Here is a 19,322-nt window from a genome sequence, read left to right as displayed (position 1 = left end):
TAAATCCTCCGGACTAGAATCAAACTGCTTGTGGCTCGCAGCTTGCAGCTCGTCACTGCTTGTTCTCAAATGAGCAAAAATCAGTCGGGATGAATCCATTTCATCCATGGAGTTCTCAATGTTCGCCTCGCTGCCCTTGACCGCCCTGCGCGCCTTTGAATCGGCCTCACGATTGCTCAGTTTCAAGGCCGCCGCCGAGGAGCTGTCGGTCACGCCGACCGCGATTTCCCACCAGATCCGTTCACTGGAAGACTGGCTCGGTGTCGCGTTGTTTGAACGCCTGCCACGCCAGGTGCGCCTGACCGAGGGCGGCGAGCGCCTGTTTCGCAGCCTGCACGGCGCCCTGCTGGAGGTGGCGCAAAGCGTCGACACCCTGCGTCCGCAACGCAGCGGCAGCACCCTGACGCTGTCGACCACCGCGGCATTCGCGGCGTTATGGCTGGTGCCGCGCCTTGGCCGCTTTTATGCGCAGCATCCGAACATCAACGTGCGCCTCGACACCCACTGCGACGTCATCGATCTGCACCAGGACGCCAGTGTCGATCTGGTTTTGCGCTACAGCCTCGACGATTACCCCAACCTGTATGGCCTGTGCCTGTTCGATGAATCGTTCGGCGTTTACGGCTCGCCCGAGCAAGTGGCGCTGGCCGCGCGGCGCACACCGACGTTGATCAGCGTGCGCTGGCACAACTCGAAGCTTTACGCCCATGGCTGGGAGGCGTGGTGCACGAAGGCTGGCGAAAACTGGTTACACCCGCAGCCGGCCATCCGCGAATACGATGAAGAGCACTACGCCCTGCAAGCGGCGATCGCCGGGCAAGGGCTGGTGCTGGCGAGCAATATTCTGGTGTCGGAGAGTGTTGCCAGTGGTTTGCTGGTGCCGTTCATGGGCCACGTTCAGGTCGATGGCGCAGGCTACAGCGCGTTGTGTGTGCCGGGGCGCGAGCGCCATCCGCCAGTGCGGGCGTTTTTTGCCTGGTTGCGCGAGGAGGCAGTTTTGTCCGGGCTGACGCCAAGATCGCAGCCTTCGGCAGCTCCTGCAGGGGTTGCGTAAACCGATAAAACTTTTTGCAACGCTCATGACTCACAGCTTAGGTAGCGACCGCGTCCGCAGAACGTGGCGACAATCGGATTAGCCTCCAGGAGATCGAAATGAGCGACGACCTGCATCTGTCAGATGTTCAAACCTTGCGCGAACGTGCGCGCCAACACGTCGAGAACGGCGCCGTCACCGAAGGCTACAGCGCCGACCGTGAAGAGGTGCTGCGCTTGCTCAATGAATCGCTGGCCACTGAATTGGTCTGCGTGTTGCGCTACAAGCGCCACTACTTCATGGCCAATGGCGTCAAAGCCCATGTGGCCGCCGAAGAGTTTCTCGAACACGCCACCCAGGAAGCCCAGCACGCCGACCGTCTGGCCGAGCGCATCGTGCAATTGGGCGGCGAGCCTGAATTCAACCCCGACATGCTGTCGAAGATGTCCCACGCGCAATACGTAGCAGGCAACACCCTCAAAGAGATGGTCTACGAAGACCTCGTTGCCGAGCGGATCGCCATCGACAGCTACCGCGAGATCATCCAGTACATCGGCGAGAAGGACCCGACTACGCGGCGTATCTTCGAAGATATTCTGGCGCAGGAAGAAGAGCATGCCGATGACATGGCGGACATCCTGAACGACCTCTAAGCCCTGACGACTGATCGTTCCCACGCTCCGCGTGGGAATGCAGCCCGGCACGCTCCGCGTGCCTTTTTTAATGCCGAACGCAGAGCGTCCGTTGAGGCATTCCCACGCAGAGCGTGGGAACGATCAGGAAAGATCGCAGCCTTCGGCAGCTCCTACATGAGAACGCATTTCCCGTGTAGGCGCTGCCGCAGGCTGCGATCTTTTGATCTGGCTCTTTATTTAGTCGGTTTTACGGTGACAGGCGCCTTGCCCGCCTTCATCTGTTCCAGCAACGGTGCACACTGATTCGGCTCACCGCCACTCGGCGCCACCAGCGCCAACAGCCCCGCCGCCGGCGCAGCGATCACACCCAGCGCAACCATCCCCGCCCCGCGCAACATCAACGGCACGGCCTTCACGCCGGCATCCGGCTTGATGAACTTGCCGCGCACATACAGCGGCGAACGCAGGGAAATCAAACGCCAGCCCTTGGATTCCGGGGTGACGGTCAGATCCAGTTGCTCGGTGGCCATGTTCGCCGTGCCGTCGATATAGATGATCGCGTTCTCGGTATCGAAGACAAACAGCTGCGTGGTGGCCAGACCGGTTTTGATATCGAAGTCCGCCGCTGCGCAGTTGATCTTCACTTCCTTGTCGCCAAAGATCTTGCCGACTACATAGTTACCGACGTTAAGCCCGGCCAGTTCCATCAGCTCGCGGCTGATCGCGCCGTCGTTGATCAACAGCTTCAATTTGCCGTTGGCGCCGCCCAGCAACTTGGCCACCGAGTTACCGCGCCCAGTGATATCGGCGTCGCCGTTGAGCTCACCGAAACTGGTCTTCATCGGTTCGAAGGTCGGGAACAGCTCCTTGAGCTTGAACCTGCGCGCCGTCAGTTTCGCCCGGCCTTCCAGCGGTTCGGTGCGGCCGTTGAGGCGAATCTGGGCATCAAGGTTGCCGCCCGCGACGCCGAAGCGCAGTGGTTCCAGGCTGAGTTCACCGTCGTTGAGTTTCAGGTGGGTATAGAGGTCGTTGAACGGCAGTTTCTCGCTATGGACGATGCGCTTGCCGGTGAACTCGACGTCGGCGTCCATCGCACGCCAGCGATCAGTCTTGAACTCTTCGACCGGCAGCACTTTATCGGCCGGCTGCTTGCTTTCGCCGCCGCGCGCCTTTTGCTTGTCATTGGAGTCGGCACCGATCAGCGGTGCGAGGTCAGCGAACAACAGTTGATTGGAGAGCAACGCGCCGCTGAGTTTCGGCCGTGGCTGGCTGGCGACGTAAGTCAGGTCGCCATGGATATCACTGCTGCCGATCTTGCCGTTGAACTGCTCATAGGTGAATTTCGCCCCGGCCTCGTCATGCAGCTTGGCGATCAGGTGGCCGTCGGTGGAATACGGCGGTGTGTCCGGCAGAGTCACTCCGGTCAGTGGATAAAGATTGCCAAGACTGGCCCCGGCCAGTTTCAGGCGCAGATCGAGGGCGCCGAGATTCAGCGGATCAGTCAGCGTGCCAGCCAGTTCGATGCTGGTGTCGCCAATCTTCGCCTGCGCCTGCAATGGAAACGGCTTGCTCGCGTCCTGCAAGGCAAGCAACCCGCCGATCTTGCCCTGGCCGGTGAGGTTCTGGCCGTGATATTGGCCTTTGACCTTCAAGGCAAATGCATAATCCTGCGGCGCACCGCCCTTGTCCTGCGCAGTTTTCGCCGCTTTGTCACCGACGATGTCGCTGTAGGGGATTGGCTTGCCCAATGGATCGATCAAGACATCGAGGTTGGTCTTGAGGGTCTGGTCATCGAGCGTGACGTGGCCCTTGTCAAAACCGATGGCGCCAATGTCGACCACCCAGTTCGATGGCTCGGCATTCGGATCTTTCGGATCGAACTTGAAGGTCCAGTTGGCGCGACCATCGGCCAGACGCTGCAACTCGGCATTGGGTTCGGTCAGGTCGATGCGCGGAATCACCACGCGTTGCGCCAGCAGCGCCAGCGGCGAAATACGCAGTTCAACGCGCTTGAGCGTGACCATCTGCGGTTTCTTCGACCAGTCCGGGTTGCCCAGGCTCAAATCCTCGGCAACCACGTGCGGCCAAGGCACCCACGCCCGCCAACCGCCCTCGTCCGGCTCGCGCTGCCAGATCACTGCGAGGTTGCCATTGATGGCAAACGGTCGGTGCAGCTCTTCCGAGACTTTGGCGTTGAGCGGCGGTTTGATCCGGTTCCAGTCGAAGAACACGATGATCAGTACCAGCACGGCCAGTAGCAGCACGAGGATGGCGAAGGTCCAGCTGAAGATTTTTCCAGTGCGCGTCATGCACAAAGCTCCTGATCACGACCGCACGCAAAGACTGCGGCGTACGGCTGAAACGGCGGGCCAAAGCGGCCCTCATGAAATCTACGACTGGCAAACCAGCCGCAGGTTTAATCGAAAGGTCGATTACCGCGCAAAAAGTCGCGCGAAATCTGACCGAACAGTCGAACAGTGTTACCGCGACCCGCACTTTTGCGAGGCGCGAGTGAGTCGGAAATACCCACCCCGGTGCAAAACCGTCGCCCGGAAAGCCGCGATCTAGAGCCTTCCGGCAGAACAATCAATTCTGTTGATTATTACCATTGCGTTTATGAACTTTTATATCGACTTATCGAGAGTAGCATTGCCCTCGTACCCACTTTATCGCCCTCCCAAGGAGCAACCCATCATGAAACGCCAATTACTGCTCAGCCTTACCCTGTCGATGCTAGCCAGCACTGCTTTTGCCCTGCCCGCTGCCGACCAGGCTACCCCGCAAGTGAAATCCAGCCACTCGGTATTCAGCCAAACCGTAGCAGCCGATGGCTCGGACCGTACTCCACAAGGCCAGACCCTGGCTGAAGGCGGCCGTGATCGCCTGGAAGAGAAAGGTCTGGTTCAAGACGGCTACGACAAGACTCCACAAGGTCAAACTCTGGCGTCTGACGGTAGCGAACGCACTCCACAAGGCCAGACCCTTGCAGCTGACGGCGGCGACCGTACCCCACAAGGTCAAACCCTCGCTTCCGACGGCGGCGACCGTACTCCACAAGGTCAAACCCTCGCTTCTGACGGCGGCGACCGTACTCCACAAGGTCAAACCCTTGCCGAAGGTGGTGGTGACCGCGTAATCGAACGCAACAGTGCCTTGAGCTAAGCCCATGGCGGCCGCGAAAAAAAGCCCAATCACCGGATTGGGCTTTTGACTTTTCTGGCCGGTGAAATCTTCTGCTGCATGTCCTCCCGTTCGACGCCGACAAAGCCGATTTGCTAGAGTGCGGCGCTTGTCCTGCCAAAGAACACACCCTGCGATGCTGCCCCGCGCCGAACAGAAGCAACAGACCCGCAACGCCTTGATGGACGCTGCCCGCCACCTGATGGAAAGCGGCCGAGGATTCGGCAGCCTGAGCCTGCGCGAAGTGACCAAAACCGCCGGGATCGTACCCACCGGTTTCTACCGGCATTTTGCCGATATGGATGAGCTGGGCCTGGTATTGGTCAGTGAAGTTGGCCAGACCTTTCGCGAAACCATCCGTTTGGTGCGTCACAACGAATTCGTCATGGGCGGCATCATCGATGCCTCGGTGCGGATATTCCTCGACGTGGTCAGCGCCAATCGCTCGCAATTCCTGTTTCTTGCGCGCGAGCAGTACGGCGGTTCGCTGCCGGTGCGTCAGGCGATCGGACGCTTGCGCGAAAACATCAGCTCCGACCTCGCTGCCGACCTGACCATGATGCCCAAGCTTCAGCATCTGGATACCGCTGGCTTGAGTGTCATGGCTGACCTGATCGTCAAATCGGTGTTTGCCACCCTGCCGGACATCATCGATCCGCCCGCCGAAGCCTTGCCCGAACATCTGACGCCACAGGCGAAAATCACCCAGCAGCTGCGCTTCATCTTTATTGGCCTCAAGCACTGGCAAGGGCTGGGCAGTACCGAGTAACTCCCCTTCCATTACTGATACGCACCAGTTCCCTGTGGGAGCGAGCTTGCTCGCGAAGGCGTCGTGTCAGCCAGCATCCATATCGCTGACCCACCGCATTCGCGAGCAAGCTCGCTCCCACATTTGGCTCAGCGTCACAGCCTCCATTTGGTGCATTAAAAAATCTTCACGCACCAAAACATTCCATATTCCCGCAACATCTTGAAACATCCACTACGCTCCGACAGGGATTTCCTACATCTCGTCCGATTGGCAAGCCCCTTGCTCTAACCCAATCATTGTCCATAGCTGGAAGTTTTCCGATGCTGGTGATTCACCGCAGAATCGACCCTCAACCCGTCTGGGCCGCCGAGTTGCACCTGACCTTCGAAGCGCGGAGCAAAAGCCGTTTGCGCTGTTTCAGTGCCGAGGGCGAAGACGTCGGGTTGTTTTTGGAGCGCGGTCAGCCGCCGCTGTATGACGGCGAGTGCCTGCAGGCTGAAGACGGCCGCATCGTCCGCGTCTGCGCCCGCCCCGAGCAATTGCTGCACGTCACCTGCGCCAACGCCTTCGAACTGACCCGCGCGGCTTATCACTTGGGTAACCGCCACGTCGCCCTGCAAGTCGGTGATGGCTGGCTGCGTCTGCTCGACGATTACGTGCTCAAGGCCATGCTCGAACAACTCGGCGCGCAGGTCGAAGCCATTGAAGCACCTTTCCAGCCGGAACACGGTGCCTACGGCGGCGGCCATCACCATTCCCGCCACGGCGACGAAGACTTCAACTACGCGCCGAAACTCCATCAGTTCGGCGTACGCCTGTGAATCCGGCCTGGGCGCTGCTGCGCCTGGCCAGTCCGCAATTGCCGATTGGCGGCTACAGCTATTCGCAAGGCCTGGAAATGGCGGTGGATAATGGCCGCGTGAACAATCCCGACAGTGCGCGCCGCTGGATCAGCGATCAGTTGCTGCTCAACCTCGCCCGCTTTGAAGCGCCGCTGCTGCTCGCGCACTGCCAGGCCGCTGCCGATGAACAATGGGCCGAGCTGCAGATTCTGTGCGAAAGCCACCGCGCCAGCCGCGAAACTCGCGAGTTGCATCTGGAGAGCCGGCAGATGGGCTATTCGTTGCAGCAATTGCTTAATGGTTTGCCGGAACTCGACGCGCCCGCCCGCACCTTTCTCGATCAATGCCCTGAACCGCATCTGGCCCTGTGCTGGGCGCTGGCCGCCCGCGCCTGGAGCATCAGCCCGCAAGACGCCCTCGCCGCATGGCTGTGGAGCTGGCTGGAGAACCAGCTCGCGGTGCTGATGAAAACCCTGCCGCTGGGCCAGCAAGCCGCCCAGCGCCTGACCAGCGAACTGCTGCCGCTGCTGCAACAAGCGCAGCAGGACGCCAGCCGAATCAATCCCGACCACATGGGCAGCGCTGCGTTCGGCCTGTCCCTGGCGTGCATGGCCCATGAGCGCCAGTACAGCCGGCTCTTTCGCTCTTAGGAGAAACAACCATGAACACTCAACCTCTGCGCGTCGGCATCGGCGGCCCGGTCGGTTCCGGCAAAACTGCGCTGACCCTGGCCCTGTGCCTGGCGCTGCGCGAGCGCTACAACCTCGCCGTGGTCACCAACGACATCTACACCCGCGAAGACGCTGATTTTCTCGTGCGCAACGAAGCCCTCGCACCGGAGCGGATCATCGGCGTGGAAACCGGTGGCTGCCCGCACACGGCGATCCGCGAAGACGCCTCGATCAACCTGGAAGCGGTCGATCAACTGAACCGGCGCTTTCCGGGGCTGGATCTGATTCTGGTGGAGTCCGGTGGTGACAACCTCTCGGCGACGTTCAGCCCGGAACTGTCCGACCTGACTATCTACGTGATCGACGTCTCGGCCGGCGACAAGCTGCCGCGCAAGGGCGGGCCGGGGATCTGCAAATCCGATCTGCTGGTGATCAACAAGATCGACCTGGCGCCGCTGGTTGGCGCCTCGCTGGAGATGATGGATAGCGACACACAACGCATGCGCAACGGCAAACCGTTCGTCTTCAGCAACCAGAAAACCGGTCAGGGCCTTGAGCAAATCATCGCCTTCATCGAACGCCAGGGCCTGCTGACCGCAGCCTGATTCACTGCTCAACAAGGAAGCTTATCCATGACACTCAAACGTATTCTTGGCGCCGTGGCGCTGCTGCTGACGCCGGCATTGGCCTTCGCTCACCCGGGGCATGGCGACAGCGGTCTGATCGCCGGCATCAGCCACCCGATCGGCGGCCTCGACCATTTGCTGGCGATGGTGGCAGTCGGTCTGTGGGCCGCCCAGCAACAAGGCGCCGCGCGCTGGGCGCTGCCCTGCACGTTTGTCGGCACCATGCTGATTGGCGGCATGCTCGGCTTTGAAGGGCTGGAATTGCCGGCGCTGGAAAGCGGGATTGCCGCGTCGGTGCTGGCGTTGGGTCTGGCGGTAGCGCTGGCGGTGCGGCCGCCGTTGGTCATGGCGGTGGTAGCGACGGCGGTTTTTGCGTTGTTCCACGGTGTGGCGCATGGGCTGGAGCTGCCGGACATGAGCAGTCCGTGGGCATATGCGGCGGGTTTCGTCGTCGCGACGGCTGCACTGCATGCGGCGGGTTATAGCGTGGTGCGTTTCCTGCCTCAGGCGGCGGCACCGTTGGTGCGTCTTGCAGGTGCTGCTTCGGCAGTCACAGGCGCTTGGCTGCTGGCAGGCTAGTTTTTATTGTCTGAACTGGCCTCTTCGCGAGCAGGCTCGCTCCCACATTGGATTTGTGGCGTACACAGAACCTGTGGGAGCGAGCCTGCTCGCGAAGGCGGTCTGACAGACACCACATCGCTCAGGCCGGTCTCTCTGCTACCATGTCGCGCAATCGCCCCAGCCGTGACGACGTCCGCCCATGCCCCACGCTTCCCGCTCCACCTCCCTGCCCGAATTGACCGCCCTGTTCGGCGCTGTGCAGCAGCACTTCGTCAACGTGATCGTGCCGCTCTGGCAAGGCCCGGGCTGGAACGCCGACATGGCGTTGCCCTATGAGGCGCTGGACGCCACGCACCAACCACTGCCACCACAACGTTATCGAGCGATGGCCTGCGCACGGCAGTTGTATCTGTTCTCCAGCCTGATCGGGGTTGTGGATAACGCTGATGTGCGCGCAGCGGCGCTGTTCCGCTCCTTGCAACGGCACTTTCATGATGCCGAGCACGGTGGCTGGTTCTACAGCATCGATGCGCAGGGCAAGCCGCTGGATCAGCGCAAGGATCTCTACACCCACGCGTTCATCCTGTTTGCCTGCGCGCATTACTGGGAAAAGTCCGCTGATCCATTGGCGGAGTCGACGTTGAATGCAGCGCTGGAAATCATTGGCCGGCGCTTTGCGACCGGTGATGGTTTGTACGAAGCCTGCCTGGAGCGCAACTGGATCACCCTGCAAACCGGCCCACTGCAAAACCCGCTGATGCACTTGGCTGAAGCATTTCTCGCCACCCTTGCCGTGCGCGAAGATGCCCAGACGCAGAAAGCACTGCTGGAGTTATGCACAGCCATGCACAAGCACTTCGTCGATCCGCAGCATGGCGTGTTGATGGAGAAACCGCTCGGAGCTGTGAATAACTGGTATGAGCCGGGGCATCAGTTCGAATGGTATTTTCTGCTGCAGTCATCGGCGCTGCTGCGTGGCTCGAAACTGCATGGGGCGCTGGACCGGGCGTTTGCGTTCACCGAGCAATTCGGCGTGGTGCAGTCATCCGGCGCCGTGCGCGCGATGCTCGATCTGGAAACGGATGGACGCCCGCGAGACTCGACCCAACGGATCTGGGCCCAGGCGGAATATCTGCGCGCGCTGACCTTGCGTCAGGGCTGTGAAGCGGTAGTGCTGCGCCAGTTGCAGGCGTTGCAGCAGCGCTTTCTGCATGCCGGGGGCTGGCATGAGTGTCGTGATGAACAAGGCGAAGTCAGCCGCAAGGACATGCCTTCGACGACGCCGTATCACTTGGCGACTTGCTACCACGGGCTGGCTGAATATCTTCGCTGACTTATAGATCGCTTTCGCGAGCAAGCTCGCTCCCACAGTTGATTTGTGCCGTTCACAAATAGTGTGTTCGGCGCACTTCCAATGTGGGAGCGAGCTTGCTCGCGAATGGCCGTTACGCGGTCGTCAGGCGATCCACTTCTTGTCGCCCGTGAAGCTGATCGTCAACCAGCGCGCCGCATCCGGCTTGCCCAGCTTCGCGGAAATCTCTTCGCGCCACGCATCCAGCTGTCCGACATTGCTCAGCGCATAATCGGCCGGCAACACCACATGAATCTCGATAAACCGCGCCCGTCCGTGCTTCTGCACATAGGACACGTAGTCATCGAAACCGTGCTCGGTTTTCGCCGCTTCCATCACCTGACGCACCTGCTCATCCAGCGTATCCGGCGCGATCCCCAAGACATCGCGCAGCGCCGGGCCAAGGATCTTGAACGCCGGCGGCAACATGGTCAGCGCCAGCACGATCAGGATCAGCGGGTCGACATACACCGCCCACTGGCCATAACCCTGGGACTTGAGCAGCAGCGCTGCGAGAAAACTTATCAACAGGCCCACGGACAGCATCGCGTCCACCAGCCAACTGATGTTGTCGAACTGGATCAGGCTGGATTTGAGCTTGCGGTTACGATGGCGGACGTAGAAGAAGTAGGCGAATTCGACCACGGTAAACACCGCCGCATAAATGATCACAAGCCCCAACTCGATGTCACGGCCCCCGTTGATGATGCCAAACACGCCGTTGAGAAACGCGTAGATCGCAATCAACATCAGGAAACTGCCTTCGATCAATAGCACCATCGGCTCCAGGTGCCAGAAACCGAACTGGAAACGGTGGTTGCTTTGCTTGGCGATCAGCTTGGCGGTGATCAGCATCAGGACTTTGATGAACGTTGCGATCAACGAGAAAAAACCATCAAACAGGATGGATTGGGAACCTGAAACAAAACCGGTGACGATCCCGGCAATCGCCACGGCCAACATCAGAATGGTCGATTGTTTGAGCAGTGCCTGCTCACCTCGGTTACTCACTTTGACTCCTCGAAAAACCTTGAAAACCGCGGGGTGCGGCTGGGTTATTGCGAGGGGAGTTTACCTTATCGCCCTGTTTTGGCCGATTTGCCCCCTTCGCGAGCAGGCTCGCTCCCACTTTGCAATGCATTCCTATGTGGGAGCGAGCCTGCTCGCGAATGGCCTCAACCCGGTCTTAAGCCTTGTTACGCTCGATCGCAAACCCGGCCCAGGTCTGGCTCACCGGCATCAACTCGAGGCTGTTGATATTGATGTGCGCCGGTGCATTCATCACCCAGAAAATCGTTTCGGCGATGTCCTGCGGCTGAATCGGCTCGGCACCGGCGTAAGTCGCGTTGTAACGCTCCTGATCGCCAGCAAAACGCACCAGCGAGAACTCGCTTTCGCACAACCCCGGCTCAATGTTGCTGACCCGCACGCCAGTGCCCTGCAAGTCGCAGCGCAGGTTCAGCGAGAACTGTTTAACGAACGCTTTGGTCGCGCCATACACATGACTGCCCGGATACGGATAGTTGCCCGCGATGGAGCCAAGGTTGACGATACCCGCGCCGCGGCCATGAGCGATCAGGCGCGGCAGCAGCAGGCGCGTGGCGTACATCAGGCCTTTGACGTTGGTGTCGACCATGGTGTCCCAATCGTCCAGATCGCATTTCGGCGCCGGGTCCACGCCCAGCGCCAGACCTGCATTGTTGATCAGGCCACGCAGCTTGGCGAACGACGGCGGCAGATTGGCAATCGCCTCCTCCATCGCCTTGCGATCACGGACGTCGAGCACCAGGCCGTGCACTTCGGTCTGTTTCGCCAATTCGGCGCACAGCGCGTTGAGGCGTTCTTCACGACGGCCGGTCAGCACCAGTTTCCAGCCAGCCTCGGCAAAACGACGGGCGCAGGCTTCACCAAATCCGGACGTCGCGCCGGTGATAAACAGGGTGTTGGACATCGTGTTCTCCTTGCTTCGGCCGCCGGGGCAGCCCTTGGAATAGAAAATCAGCCAGCAGCATGCCCGGCCCTGCACGCACGGGCAACACCCACAAAGTGTGCAAAAAACAACCAACACCGCCAACGCCATAGCCAGCGTGGCCTGTAGCCATGTGCACGCATGTTATCCACAGTCCCTTCCACAGTTTCCGGGGGCAACTGCAAACGCGCAAAGCCGCGCCACACAAGGCTTTGCGGGCGAAATAGAAAGTTTTTTGCTTGACCCTGAAGTGGCAGGTGTGCGGGACATGGCATTTTGCACGACAGATCGGTCAGCACAGTGATTGCGCGAGGCCAGTAATTACGGCCCTCAGCGCAGTCTTTCCAGAGTTTAATCACAGACTTATCCACAGGTCTTTCGCCAGGAATTTACCTGCAAGACGATGCCCAGAAAAAGGTTGACAACGACGCCTTCCACTCCAGCAAAAACGTCTGATCAAAAAACAACCACACACTTGCAGGCCACGGTTTACATGGCCTGCAGCCAGATACACCCACGTTATTCACAGCCGGCTCCACAGTAACCGGGGACAAGTCAAAACTGTGGAAAAACAGCCATTTGCAGCGTCTATATGTCGCGCTTTGGCAGCTTGGGGAATTTGTTTTCCACAATTCTGGAATCGACTTGATCTTCGGGCGTGATTCACTGTAGGAGCTGCCGAAGGCTGCGATCTTTTGGTCTTTATAAGCAGGATCAAAAGATCGCAGCCTTCGGCAGCTCCTACAGGGGAGTTGTGGCGGGTTTTAGATGTAAAAAAGCCCCGGGACTGGGTCGCCGGGGCTGTGCATAACGCAGGAACAATCAGTGCCCGCCCAGATAAGCGTTACGCACCTCCTCGTTCACCAGCAGCTCTTTACCCGTCCCCGTCAGGCGAATCTCGCCGTTGACCATCACATACGCGCGATCAGACAGCTTCAGCGCATGGTTGGCGTTCTGCTCGACGAGGAAAATCGTCATGCCGGTTTTTGCCAGTTCGCGCAGGGTTGTGAAGATCTGCTTCACCACAATCGGCGCCAACCCGAGGCTCGGCTCGTCGAGCAACAACAACTTCGGCCGGCTCATCAACGCCCGGGCAATGGCGAGCATTTGCTGCTCACCGCCGGACATGGTCATCGCCCGTTGCGTGCGCCGCTCCTCCAGCCGTGGAAACAGTTCGAACATGCGCTGCATGTCCTCCTTGGCGTACTTGTCGCCAATCGGGATGGTGCCCATCAGCAGGTTCTCCTCGACGGTCATGTCGGGGAACACCCGCCGGCCTTCCGGCGACTGCGCAATGCCGTTGGAGGCGATGTAGTGCGAGGACTTGTGGGTGATGTCGACGCCTTGATAAAGGATCTGCCCGCCCGCCGCCCGTGGCTGGCCGAAGATCGACATCAGCAGCGTCGATTTGCCGGCGCCGTTGGAGCCGATCAGGCTGACGGTTTCCCCCTCGTTGATCTGCAGCGAAACACCCTTGAGCGCCTGGATCGGTCCGTAGAACACGTCGAGGTCTTTGAGTTCGAGGATCGGTTGGGTCATACCAGCTCCTCTTCGTCGGCGCCCAGATAGGCGGCAATCACCTTCGGATCGTTACGGATCGCTTCAGGCCCGCCCTCAGCGATGACGATGCCGTGGTCCAGTACCACGATGTGGTCGGAAATGCTCATTACCATGCCCATGTCGTGTTCGATCAGCACCACGGTCAGATCATGCTCGTCGCGCAGCAGACGGATCATCGCGCTCAGCGCTTCGGTTTCCTGAGGGTTGAGGCCGGCGGCCGGCTCGTCGAGGCAGATGATCTGCGGCCGTGTGCACATGGCCCGGGCGATCTCCAGACGGCGCTGCTGGCCATACGAGAGTTCACCGGCGAGCCGGTTGGCGCAGTCGACCAGATCAACCACTTCCAGCCAGTAGAACGCGACGTCCAGCGCGTCGCTCTCCGCCTTGCGGTAGCCCTTGGTGTTGAGAATACCGGCGAGCATGTTGCGGTTGACCCACATGTGCTGCGCCACCAACAGGTTTTCCAGCACCGACATTTCCTTGAACAGGCGAATGTTCTGGAATGTCCGCGCCAGGCCTGCACGGTTCACCAAATGCGTGCCGCCGAACATCTTGTAATACAGACGGCTGAGGAAAGATTTCGGCGAAACGAAGTCGGTCGGTTTGAACGACTCGCCCAGTAACTGGATGACGTTGGTCTGCTGGCCGCGCACGTTGAGTTCGATCTTGCCGCCGGAGGCTTTGTAGAACCCGGTCAGGCAGTTGAACACCGTGGTCTTGCCGGCGCCGTTGGGGCCGATCAGGGCGAAGATCGAGTTGCGTTTGACCTTCAGGCTGACATCGCTCAACGCCTTGATACCACCGAAATGCATCATCAGTTTTTCAACAGAGAGTACGACTTCACTCATGGCGCAGTCCTCTCATAGTGAATGGCACCTTTGCGTGGAGTGACCCCGGTACGGCTGATGCGGATCAGCCCGCGTGGTCGCCAGATCATCATCAACACCATCAGGATGCCGAACAGCAGCACGCGATATTCGGCGAAGCCGCGCAGCAATTCCGGGGCGACGGTCAACACGAACGCGGCGATCACCACGCCGATGGTCGAGCCCATGCCGCCGAGCACGACGATGGCGAGGATCAACGCCGATTCGAAGAAAGTGAACGAGGTCGGGTTGACGAAACCCTGGTAGGTGGCGAAAAACACCCCGGCCAGACCGGCCGTCGATGCACCGATAGTGAACGCCGAGAGCTTGACCAGCACGTGGTTGAGGCCCATCGAGCGGCAGGCGATTTCATCTTCACGCAGAGCTTCCCAAGCGCGGCCGACCGGCATTTTCACCAGACGATGCTTGATGTACAGCACGGCCAACACCACGAGGAACAGCACCGCGTAGATGAAGTAGTACTTCACGTCCGGGTTGTAGGCGATGCCGAAGAACTCGTGGAACGGCACCCCGCCATCCTTCGCCCGTTTGCCGAACTCCAGACCGAAGAACGTCGGCAGCGGCGCCGGCATGCCGTTCGGGCCGCCCGTCAGCGACAACCAGTTGTTGAGGATCAGGCGAATGATTTCACCGAAGCCCAGCGTCACGATTGCCAGATAGTCGCCATGCAGGCGCAACACCGGGAAACCGAGGATGCAACCGGCTAGGCCTGCGGTGATCGCCGCCAGCGGCAGCACCGTCCAGAAACCCAGGCCGAGGTATTGATACCCGAGCGCCAGACCGTAGGCGCCGATGGCGTAGAACGCCACGTAACCGAGGTCGAGCAGGCCGGCCAGACCGACCACGATGTTCAATCCCAGCCCCAGCAGCACATAGATCAACCCGAGGATGACCACGCCCAGCAGATAGGAGTTGGAGACAAACGGCACGATGACGGCCAGCACAATCAACAGCGGGATGATCCAGCGCAGACGTGATTTGTGATCGGCCGGCAACACATGCACACCGGAACCGGTGCTCTCGAATCCATCGAGAATCTTCAGGCCCTTGGGCGTTTGCAGGAACAGGCTGAGGGCGAAGCGACCGATCATGACAATGCCGATAAGCCACGCCACGCGGGTCGGCTCGAGATTGAAGCTGTAACCCTCGAGTACGACGCCGACAATCGGCCCGAAAACAATCAGGGCAATCAGGCCGGCCAGAATCGCCTCAACCAGGCTTTTTTTGATATCAATGCTTTTTTGAGTGGTTGAAGACATCGCTTACACCTTCGACACAAGAGGACGGCCCAACAGGCCCTGCGGCCGGAAGACCAGAACAAGTACGAGCAGCGAGAAGCTGAACACGTCTTTGTAGTCGGAGTTGACCAGGCCGGAGAACAGCGACTCGGAGATGCCGAGAATGATCCCGCCCAGCATCGCACCCGGCAGCGAACCAATCCCGCCGAGTACCGCAGCGGTGAAGGCTTTAATGCCGATGACGAAACCGGCGTAGAAGTCGAACGTGCCGTAGTTCATGGTAATCAGCACGCCGGCCAATGCCGCCATGGCTGCACCGATGATGAACACGTAGGAGATGACGCGGTCGGTGTTGATCCCCAGAATCGAGGCCATTTTGCGGTCTTGCTGAGTGGCGCGGCACATGCGGCCGAGCTTGGTGTACTTGATCACGTAGGTCAGCAGACCCATGCCGACGAACGCGGCCACCAGGATGAAGATCTTGGTGTAAGTGAGCTGAACGAAGCCGGTACCGATGTCGACGCGCCAGGCGCCGGTCAGCAGCGTCGGAACACCCTGTTGACGGGCGCCCTGGCTGATCTGGGCATAGTTTTGCAGAATCAGGGAGATACCGATGGCGCTGATCAGCGGTGCCAGTCGGGTGGAGTTGCGCAGGGGTTTGTAAGCGACTCGTTCAATGACCCAGCCATACACCGCCGTAACGACGATGGTGAAGATCAGCGTGCCGAGCATCAGCAGCGGGAAGGATTCAATACCGAAGTACGCCAGCAGAGCCAGACTGATTGCCGCCAGGTAAGCAGAAATCATGTAAACCTCGCCGTGGGCGAAGTTGATCATGCCGATGATGCCGTAGACCATTGTGTAGCCGATGGCGATCAGGCCATAGACCGACCCGAGGGTCAGGCCGTTGACCAGTTGCTGCAGGAAAATACCATCCATAACGCAATCTCACGCAGTGAGAACCTGCACACCTGTGATGTGCGGTTCTTCTAGGAAAAATACAGATTTACGTCGGAGCAATGTCAGCCACGATCAGCCCATCCCACACCGTCCCTGTGGGAGCGAGCCTGCTCGCGAAAGCGGTCGATCATTCAACACATGTGTTGGCAGTCATTCCGTCCTCGCGAGCAGGCTCGCTCCCACATTGGATTGGTGGGATCAACTGATCGCGTCAGCCCTTACTTCTGTTTTTCCAGCTGGTGATATTTGCCAGTCGCGTCCCACTGGTACACCACGTAGTCGGAGACTTTCAGGTCGCCCTTCTTATCCCAGGCTTTCTCGCCCATGACGGTTTTCACCGGATTGGCTTTAAGCCACTCGGCGGCTTTCTCGCCACTGTTGGATTTGGCGCCATTGAAGGCGGCCGCCAGGGTCTGCACCGAAGCGTAGGCGTACAGGGTGTAGCCTTCAGGCTCGGTACCGGCCTTGCGGAAGGCATCGACGACGGTTTTACTTTCCGGCAGCAGACGCGGGTCGGCGCCGAAGGTCATCAGCACGCCGTCGACGTATTGCGGGCCGCCAGCCGTGGTGACCAGTTCGTCGGTCACGATGCCGTCGTCAGACATGAACTTCACGTCTTTCAGGCCTTCGGTACGCAGTTGTTTGACCAGCGGACCGGCTTCCGGGTGCAGGCCGCCGAAGTAGACGACGTCGGCACCGGCGGCGCGGATTTTGGTCACCACGGCGCTGAAGTCTTTCTCGCCACGGGTCAGACCTTCGTACAGCACTGGCTTCACGCCGCGCTTCTCAAGCTGAGCCTTGGTGGCATCCGCCAGGCCCTGGCCGTAGGTGTCCTTGTCATGCAGCACGGCAACCTTTTTGCCTTTGAGCACGTCGACGATGTAATCGCCGGCGACGATGCCCTGCTGATCGTCACGCCCGCACATACGGAACATGGCGCTGAGGCCGCGCTCGGTCACTTGCGGGTTGGTCGAACCTGGGGTGATCGCGATCACACCGGCTTCGTCGTAGATTTCCGAGGCTGGAATGGTGGAAGAAGAGCAGAAGTGACCGACCACGCCAGCGACTTTCTGGTTGACCAGGTCCTTGGCGACCGTCACGGCCTGCTTCGGTTCGCAGGCGTCATCGCCCTTGACCAGAACGATTTTCTCCCCGTTGACGCCGCCTGCCGCGTTGACTGCGTCAGCCGCCGCCTGTGCACCCTTCATGTACTGCTCGCCAAATGCCGCGTTGGCGCCAGTCATTGGACCCGCTACACCGATTTTCACATCAGCTTGAGCAAACGCAGAAACACCCAACGCAGTAGCCACTGCGAGGGCCAGAAAGCCTTTCTTGTAAAACGTCTGGGACATGAGGTGGTGCTCCAAGGTTTTTTTTAGTTGGCACTGCGACTTCACTTCACTGAATGCTCTGAGCAAGGGCCGTGCCATCGGTTTTTTATTCTTCAAAAAGTCGCTGCTTTCTTGTTATTTCGACTGTTTCGTTCCCATTTTCATTGGGCGTGCAACCGTCTAAACCGCGGAAGGTGAAACCATTTATTTTTTCAGGCGCAACCCGCACGCGCCATCATTGCAACCGCGGCGCCAAACGACGTGCAACCAGCCTGTAACAGCCCGCGTCACCGAACTGCACACTGCTGGTGCGGGACTGCTACAACCCGCACCATTACAGGCTAGTCGCTACGTGAAAAAGCGCCGCGTCCGGCAACATATTTCAACACTCAAATGACGATGCGCAGGCACTGGCCCGCGTGATACAGCGAGAACCCGGCCTCGTACAGGCAACTGCGCAAGCCCACGCCGGCCAGGGGCTGCATCGGTGCGAAGGGAATCGGCAAAGTTTGAGGATCGCCGTGACACAGGTAATCGGCGAAGGCTTTGCCGACCACAGTCCCGGTGGTGACGCCACGGCCGTTGTAGCCGGTGACGGCCACCAGCCCTGGCGCCGGTTCGAACAGGCGCATGAGGTGATCAGGGGTAAAAGCGATACGCCCGGTCCAGGTGCATTCCCACTCGACGGGTTTCAGCCTGGGGAAATAATGCTGCTGCACGCGATCGGCCCAGGCCTTGAGAAACCAGGCCGGTTTCTGATTGCCGTTGCCCAGGCTGCCGAGCAATAACCGCCCTTCTTTGTCACGGCGGATGCTGCTCAACACCTGCCGCGTATCCCACGAGCCCTGCCCGCCCGGAAGAATTTCCCGTGCAGCGTCTTCGGTCAACGGCACCGAGGCGACCTGGTAGTAATAACCGGGGAAGAAGTTGCGCTTGAGTTCGGTCCAGTCGCCTTCGGTGTAGGCGTTGGAGGCGATGACCACTTGTTCGGCCAATACTGAACCGTGCTCGGTCTGCACTGACCAGTTCGAGCCCTGACGCTCAAGGTGAGTGACGGGGGAATGATCGAACATTTGCCCGCCGAGTCCGCTCACTGCGTTGGCCAACCCGGTGACATAAGCCATTGGGTTGAGCGTGCCGGCGCGACGATCGAGCAACGCAGCGGCGATTTTTTGCGTGCCGGTGGCTTGCTCGCAGGCCTTGCCGGTCAGCAGTTCGACTGGCGCACCACGGCGCTTCCATTGCTGCTCGCGACTGCGCAGATCCGCCTCGCCCTTGGCGTTGTGCGCCATGTGCAGCGTACCTTCGCGGCGCAACTGACAATCAATGTTGTATTTATCCACAAGGCTGAAGACCAGCGCTGGCGCCGCCCCGAGCATGCGGTTGAGTTGACTGCCGACCGCTTCGCCAAACCCGGCTTCGATCTCGTCCGGTGGAATCCACATGCCGGCGTTGACCAGCCCGACGTTGCGCCCGGAGCCGCCGTGACCGGCGCGATGAGCTTCCAGCACGCAGACGCTTTTGCCTTTTTCCAACAGATGCAGCGCAGCGGACAGCCCGGTGAACCCGGCGCCGATCACGCAGACATCGACTTTGACTTCGCCCCTGAGCGCGGTGTTATCCGGCCTTTGCGGCGTAAGCTTTTCCCACAGACATTCTTCGCGTAACGGCATTGCCAGACTCCAACAGAAACCTAACAAACACTGCATACCCTGTGGGAGCGAGCC

At 59.8% G+C, this 19,322-nt stretch carries 18 protein-coding genes; 9 read left to right on the top strand and 9 right to left on the bottom strand.

All coding sequences use genetic code 11. The annotated features are described in order from the left end of the window. Positions 1-106 precede the first annotated feature (106 nt). Together P3G59_RS02940 and P3G59_RS02935 are read left to right on the top strand one after the other, a co-directional pair. On the top strand, positions 107-1,054 hold the full coding sequence (locus tag P3G59_RS02940; RefSeq protein WP_277760393.1) for a LysR substrate-binding domain-containing protein: 948 nt from the start codon (positions 107-109) through the stop codon (positions 1,052-1,054). A 98-nt stretch (positions 1,055-1,152) separates the two neighbouring features. Beyond that, the gene (locus tag P3G59_RS02935) at positions 1,153-1,686 is read left to right on the top strand and encodes a ferritin-like domain-containing protein (protein WP_093430205.1); all 534 of its coding nucleotides are present in this window, start codon (positions 1,153-1,155) and stop codon (positions 1,684-1,686) included. A 215-nt stretch (positions 1,687-1,901) separates the two neighbouring features. On the opposite strand, the gene P3G59_RS02930 is transcribed toward P3G59_RS02935, so the two are convergent. After that, on the bottom strand, positions 1,902-3,977 hold the full coding sequence (locus P3G59_RS02930) for an AsmA family protein (protein ID WP_277760392.1): 2,076 nt from the start codon (positions 3,975-3,977) through the stop codon (positions 1,902-1,904). A gap of 385 nt (positions 3,978-4,362) precedes the next feature. Between P3G59_RS02930 and P3G59_RS02925 the strand changes: the two genes are divergently transcribed. The 7 genes from P3G59_RS02925 (at position 4,363) to P3G59_RS02895 (ending at position 9,632) form a co-directional block, all read left to right on the top strand. After that, a complete protein-coding gene (locus tag P3G59_RS02925) occupies positions 4,363-4,830 on the top strand; it encodes a hypothetical protein (protein ID WP_277760391.1) in 468 nt (155 codons plus the stop codon). A 154-nt stretch (positions 4,831-4,984) separates the two neighbouring features. Beyond that, on the top strand, positions 4,985-5,617 hold the full coding sequence (locus P3G59_RS02920) for a TetR family transcriptional regulator (protein ID WP_277760390.1): 633 nt from the start codon (positions 4,985-4,987) through the stop codon (positions 5,615-5,617). 302 nt (positions 5,618-5,919) lie between these two features. Continuing rightward, positions 5,920-6,420, top strand: coding sequence for an urease accessory protein UreE (gene ureE / locus P3G59_RS02915; RefSeq protein WP_008087160.1), 501 nt, complete (start codon positions 5,920-5,922; stop codon positions 6,418-6,420). Beyond that, entirely contained in the window at positions 6,417-7,091 is a 675-nt protein-coding gene (locus tag P3G59_RS02910; protein ID WP_277760389.1) for an urease accessory protein UreF, read from the top strand. Before ureE ends, P3G59_RS02910 begins: the two co-directional genes overlap by 4 nt. An 11-nt stretch (positions 7,092-7,102) precedes the next feature. Next, a complete protein-coding gene (ureG, locus tag P3G59_RS02905; protein ID WP_077570691.1) occupies positions 7,103-7,717 on the top strand; it encodes an urease accessory protein UreG in 615 nt (204 codons plus the stop codon). 27 nt (positions 7,718-7,744) lie between these two features. Then, on the top strand, positions 7,745-8,317 hold the full coding sequence (locus P3G59_RS02900) for a HupE/UreJ family protein (RefSeq protein WP_277760388.1): 573 nt from the start codon (positions 7,745-7,747) through the stop codon (positions 8,315-8,317). A 181-nt stretch (positions 8,318-8,498) separates the two neighbouring features. Beyond that, positions 8,499-9,632, top strand: coding sequence for an AGE family epimerase/isomerase (locus P3G59_RS02895; protein WP_277760387.1), 1,134 nt, complete (start codon positions 8,499-8,501; stop codon positions 9,630-9,632). A gap of 123 nt (positions 9,633-9,755) precedes the next feature. Here the strand turns inward: P3G59_RS02895 and P3G59_RS02890 are convergent, their stop codons facing one another. From P3G59_RS02890 to P3G59_RS02855, 8 genes are all read right to left on the bottom strand, one after another. After that, positions 9,756-10,661, bottom strand: coding sequence for a cation diffusion facilitator family transporter (locus P3G59_RS02890; RefSeq protein ID WP_277760386.1), 906 nt, complete (start codon positions 10,659-10,661; stop codon positions 9,756-9,758). Between the two features lie 175 nt (positions 10,662-10,836). After that, positions 10,837-11,601, bottom strand: coding sequence for an SDR family oxidoreductase (locus tag P3G59_RS02885; protein WP_277760385.1), 765 nt, complete (start codon positions 11,599-11,601; stop codon positions 10,837-10,839). An 840-nt stretch (positions 11,602-12,441) separates the two neighbouring features. Further along, a complete protein-coding gene (locus tag P3G59_RS02880; RefSeq protein ID WP_277760384.1) occupies positions 12,442-13,158 on the bottom strand; it encodes an ABC transporter ATP-binding protein in 717 nt (238 codons plus the stop codon). Next, positions 13,155-14,027 carry an ATP-binding cassette domain-containing protein gene (locus P3G59_RS02875; RefSeq protein WP_034151617.1) on the bottom strand — a complete coding sequence of 291 codons (873 nt, stop codon included), beginning with the start codon at positions 14,025-14,027 and terminating at the stop codon, positions 13,155-13,157. The genes P3G59_RS02880 and P3G59_RS02875 overlap by 4 nt, the downstream gene beginning before the upstream one ends. Continuing rightward, on the bottom strand, positions 14,024-15,325 hold the full coding sequence (livM, locus tag P3G59_RS02870; protein ID WP_277760383.1) for a high-affinity branched-chain amino acid ABC transporter permease LivM: 1,302 nt from the start codon (positions 15,323-15,325) through the stop codon (positions 14,024-14,026). The genes P3G59_RS02875 and livM overlap by 4 nt, the downstream gene beginning before the upstream one ends. Positions 15,326-15,328: 3 nt before the next feature. Continuing rightward, positions 15,329-16,243 carry a branched-chain amino acid ABC transporter permease gene (locus tag P3G59_RS02865; protein ID WP_008078282.1) on the bottom strand — a complete coding sequence of 305 codons (915 nt, stop codon included), beginning with the start codon at positions 16,241-16,243 and terminating at the stop codon, positions 15,329-15,331. A 239-nt stretch (positions 16,244-16,482) separates the two neighbouring features. Continuing rightward, complete coding sequence (locus tag P3G59_RS02860; RefSeq protein WP_064117213.1) at positions 16,483-17,616, bottom strand: ABC transporter substrate-binding protein; 1,134 nt, start codon at positions 17,614-17,616, stop codon at positions 16,483-16,485. 368 nt (positions 17,617-17,984) lie between these two features. Continuing rightward, positions 17,985-19,268, bottom strand: a complete 1,284-nt coding sequence (locus tag P3G59_RS02855) for an FAD-binding oxidoreductase (RefSeq protein WP_277760382.1) — start codon at positions 19,266-19,268, stop codon at positions 17,985-17,987. Positions 19,269-19,322 lie beyond the last annotated feature (54 nt).

Source organism: Pseudomonas sp. A34-9, from assembly GCF_029543085.1.
Lineage (GTDB): Bacteria > Pseudomonadota > Gammaproteobacteria > Pseudomonadales > Pseudomonadaceae > Aquipseudomonas.
This window is presented reverse-complemented; position numbering and strand designations above follow the sequence as displayed.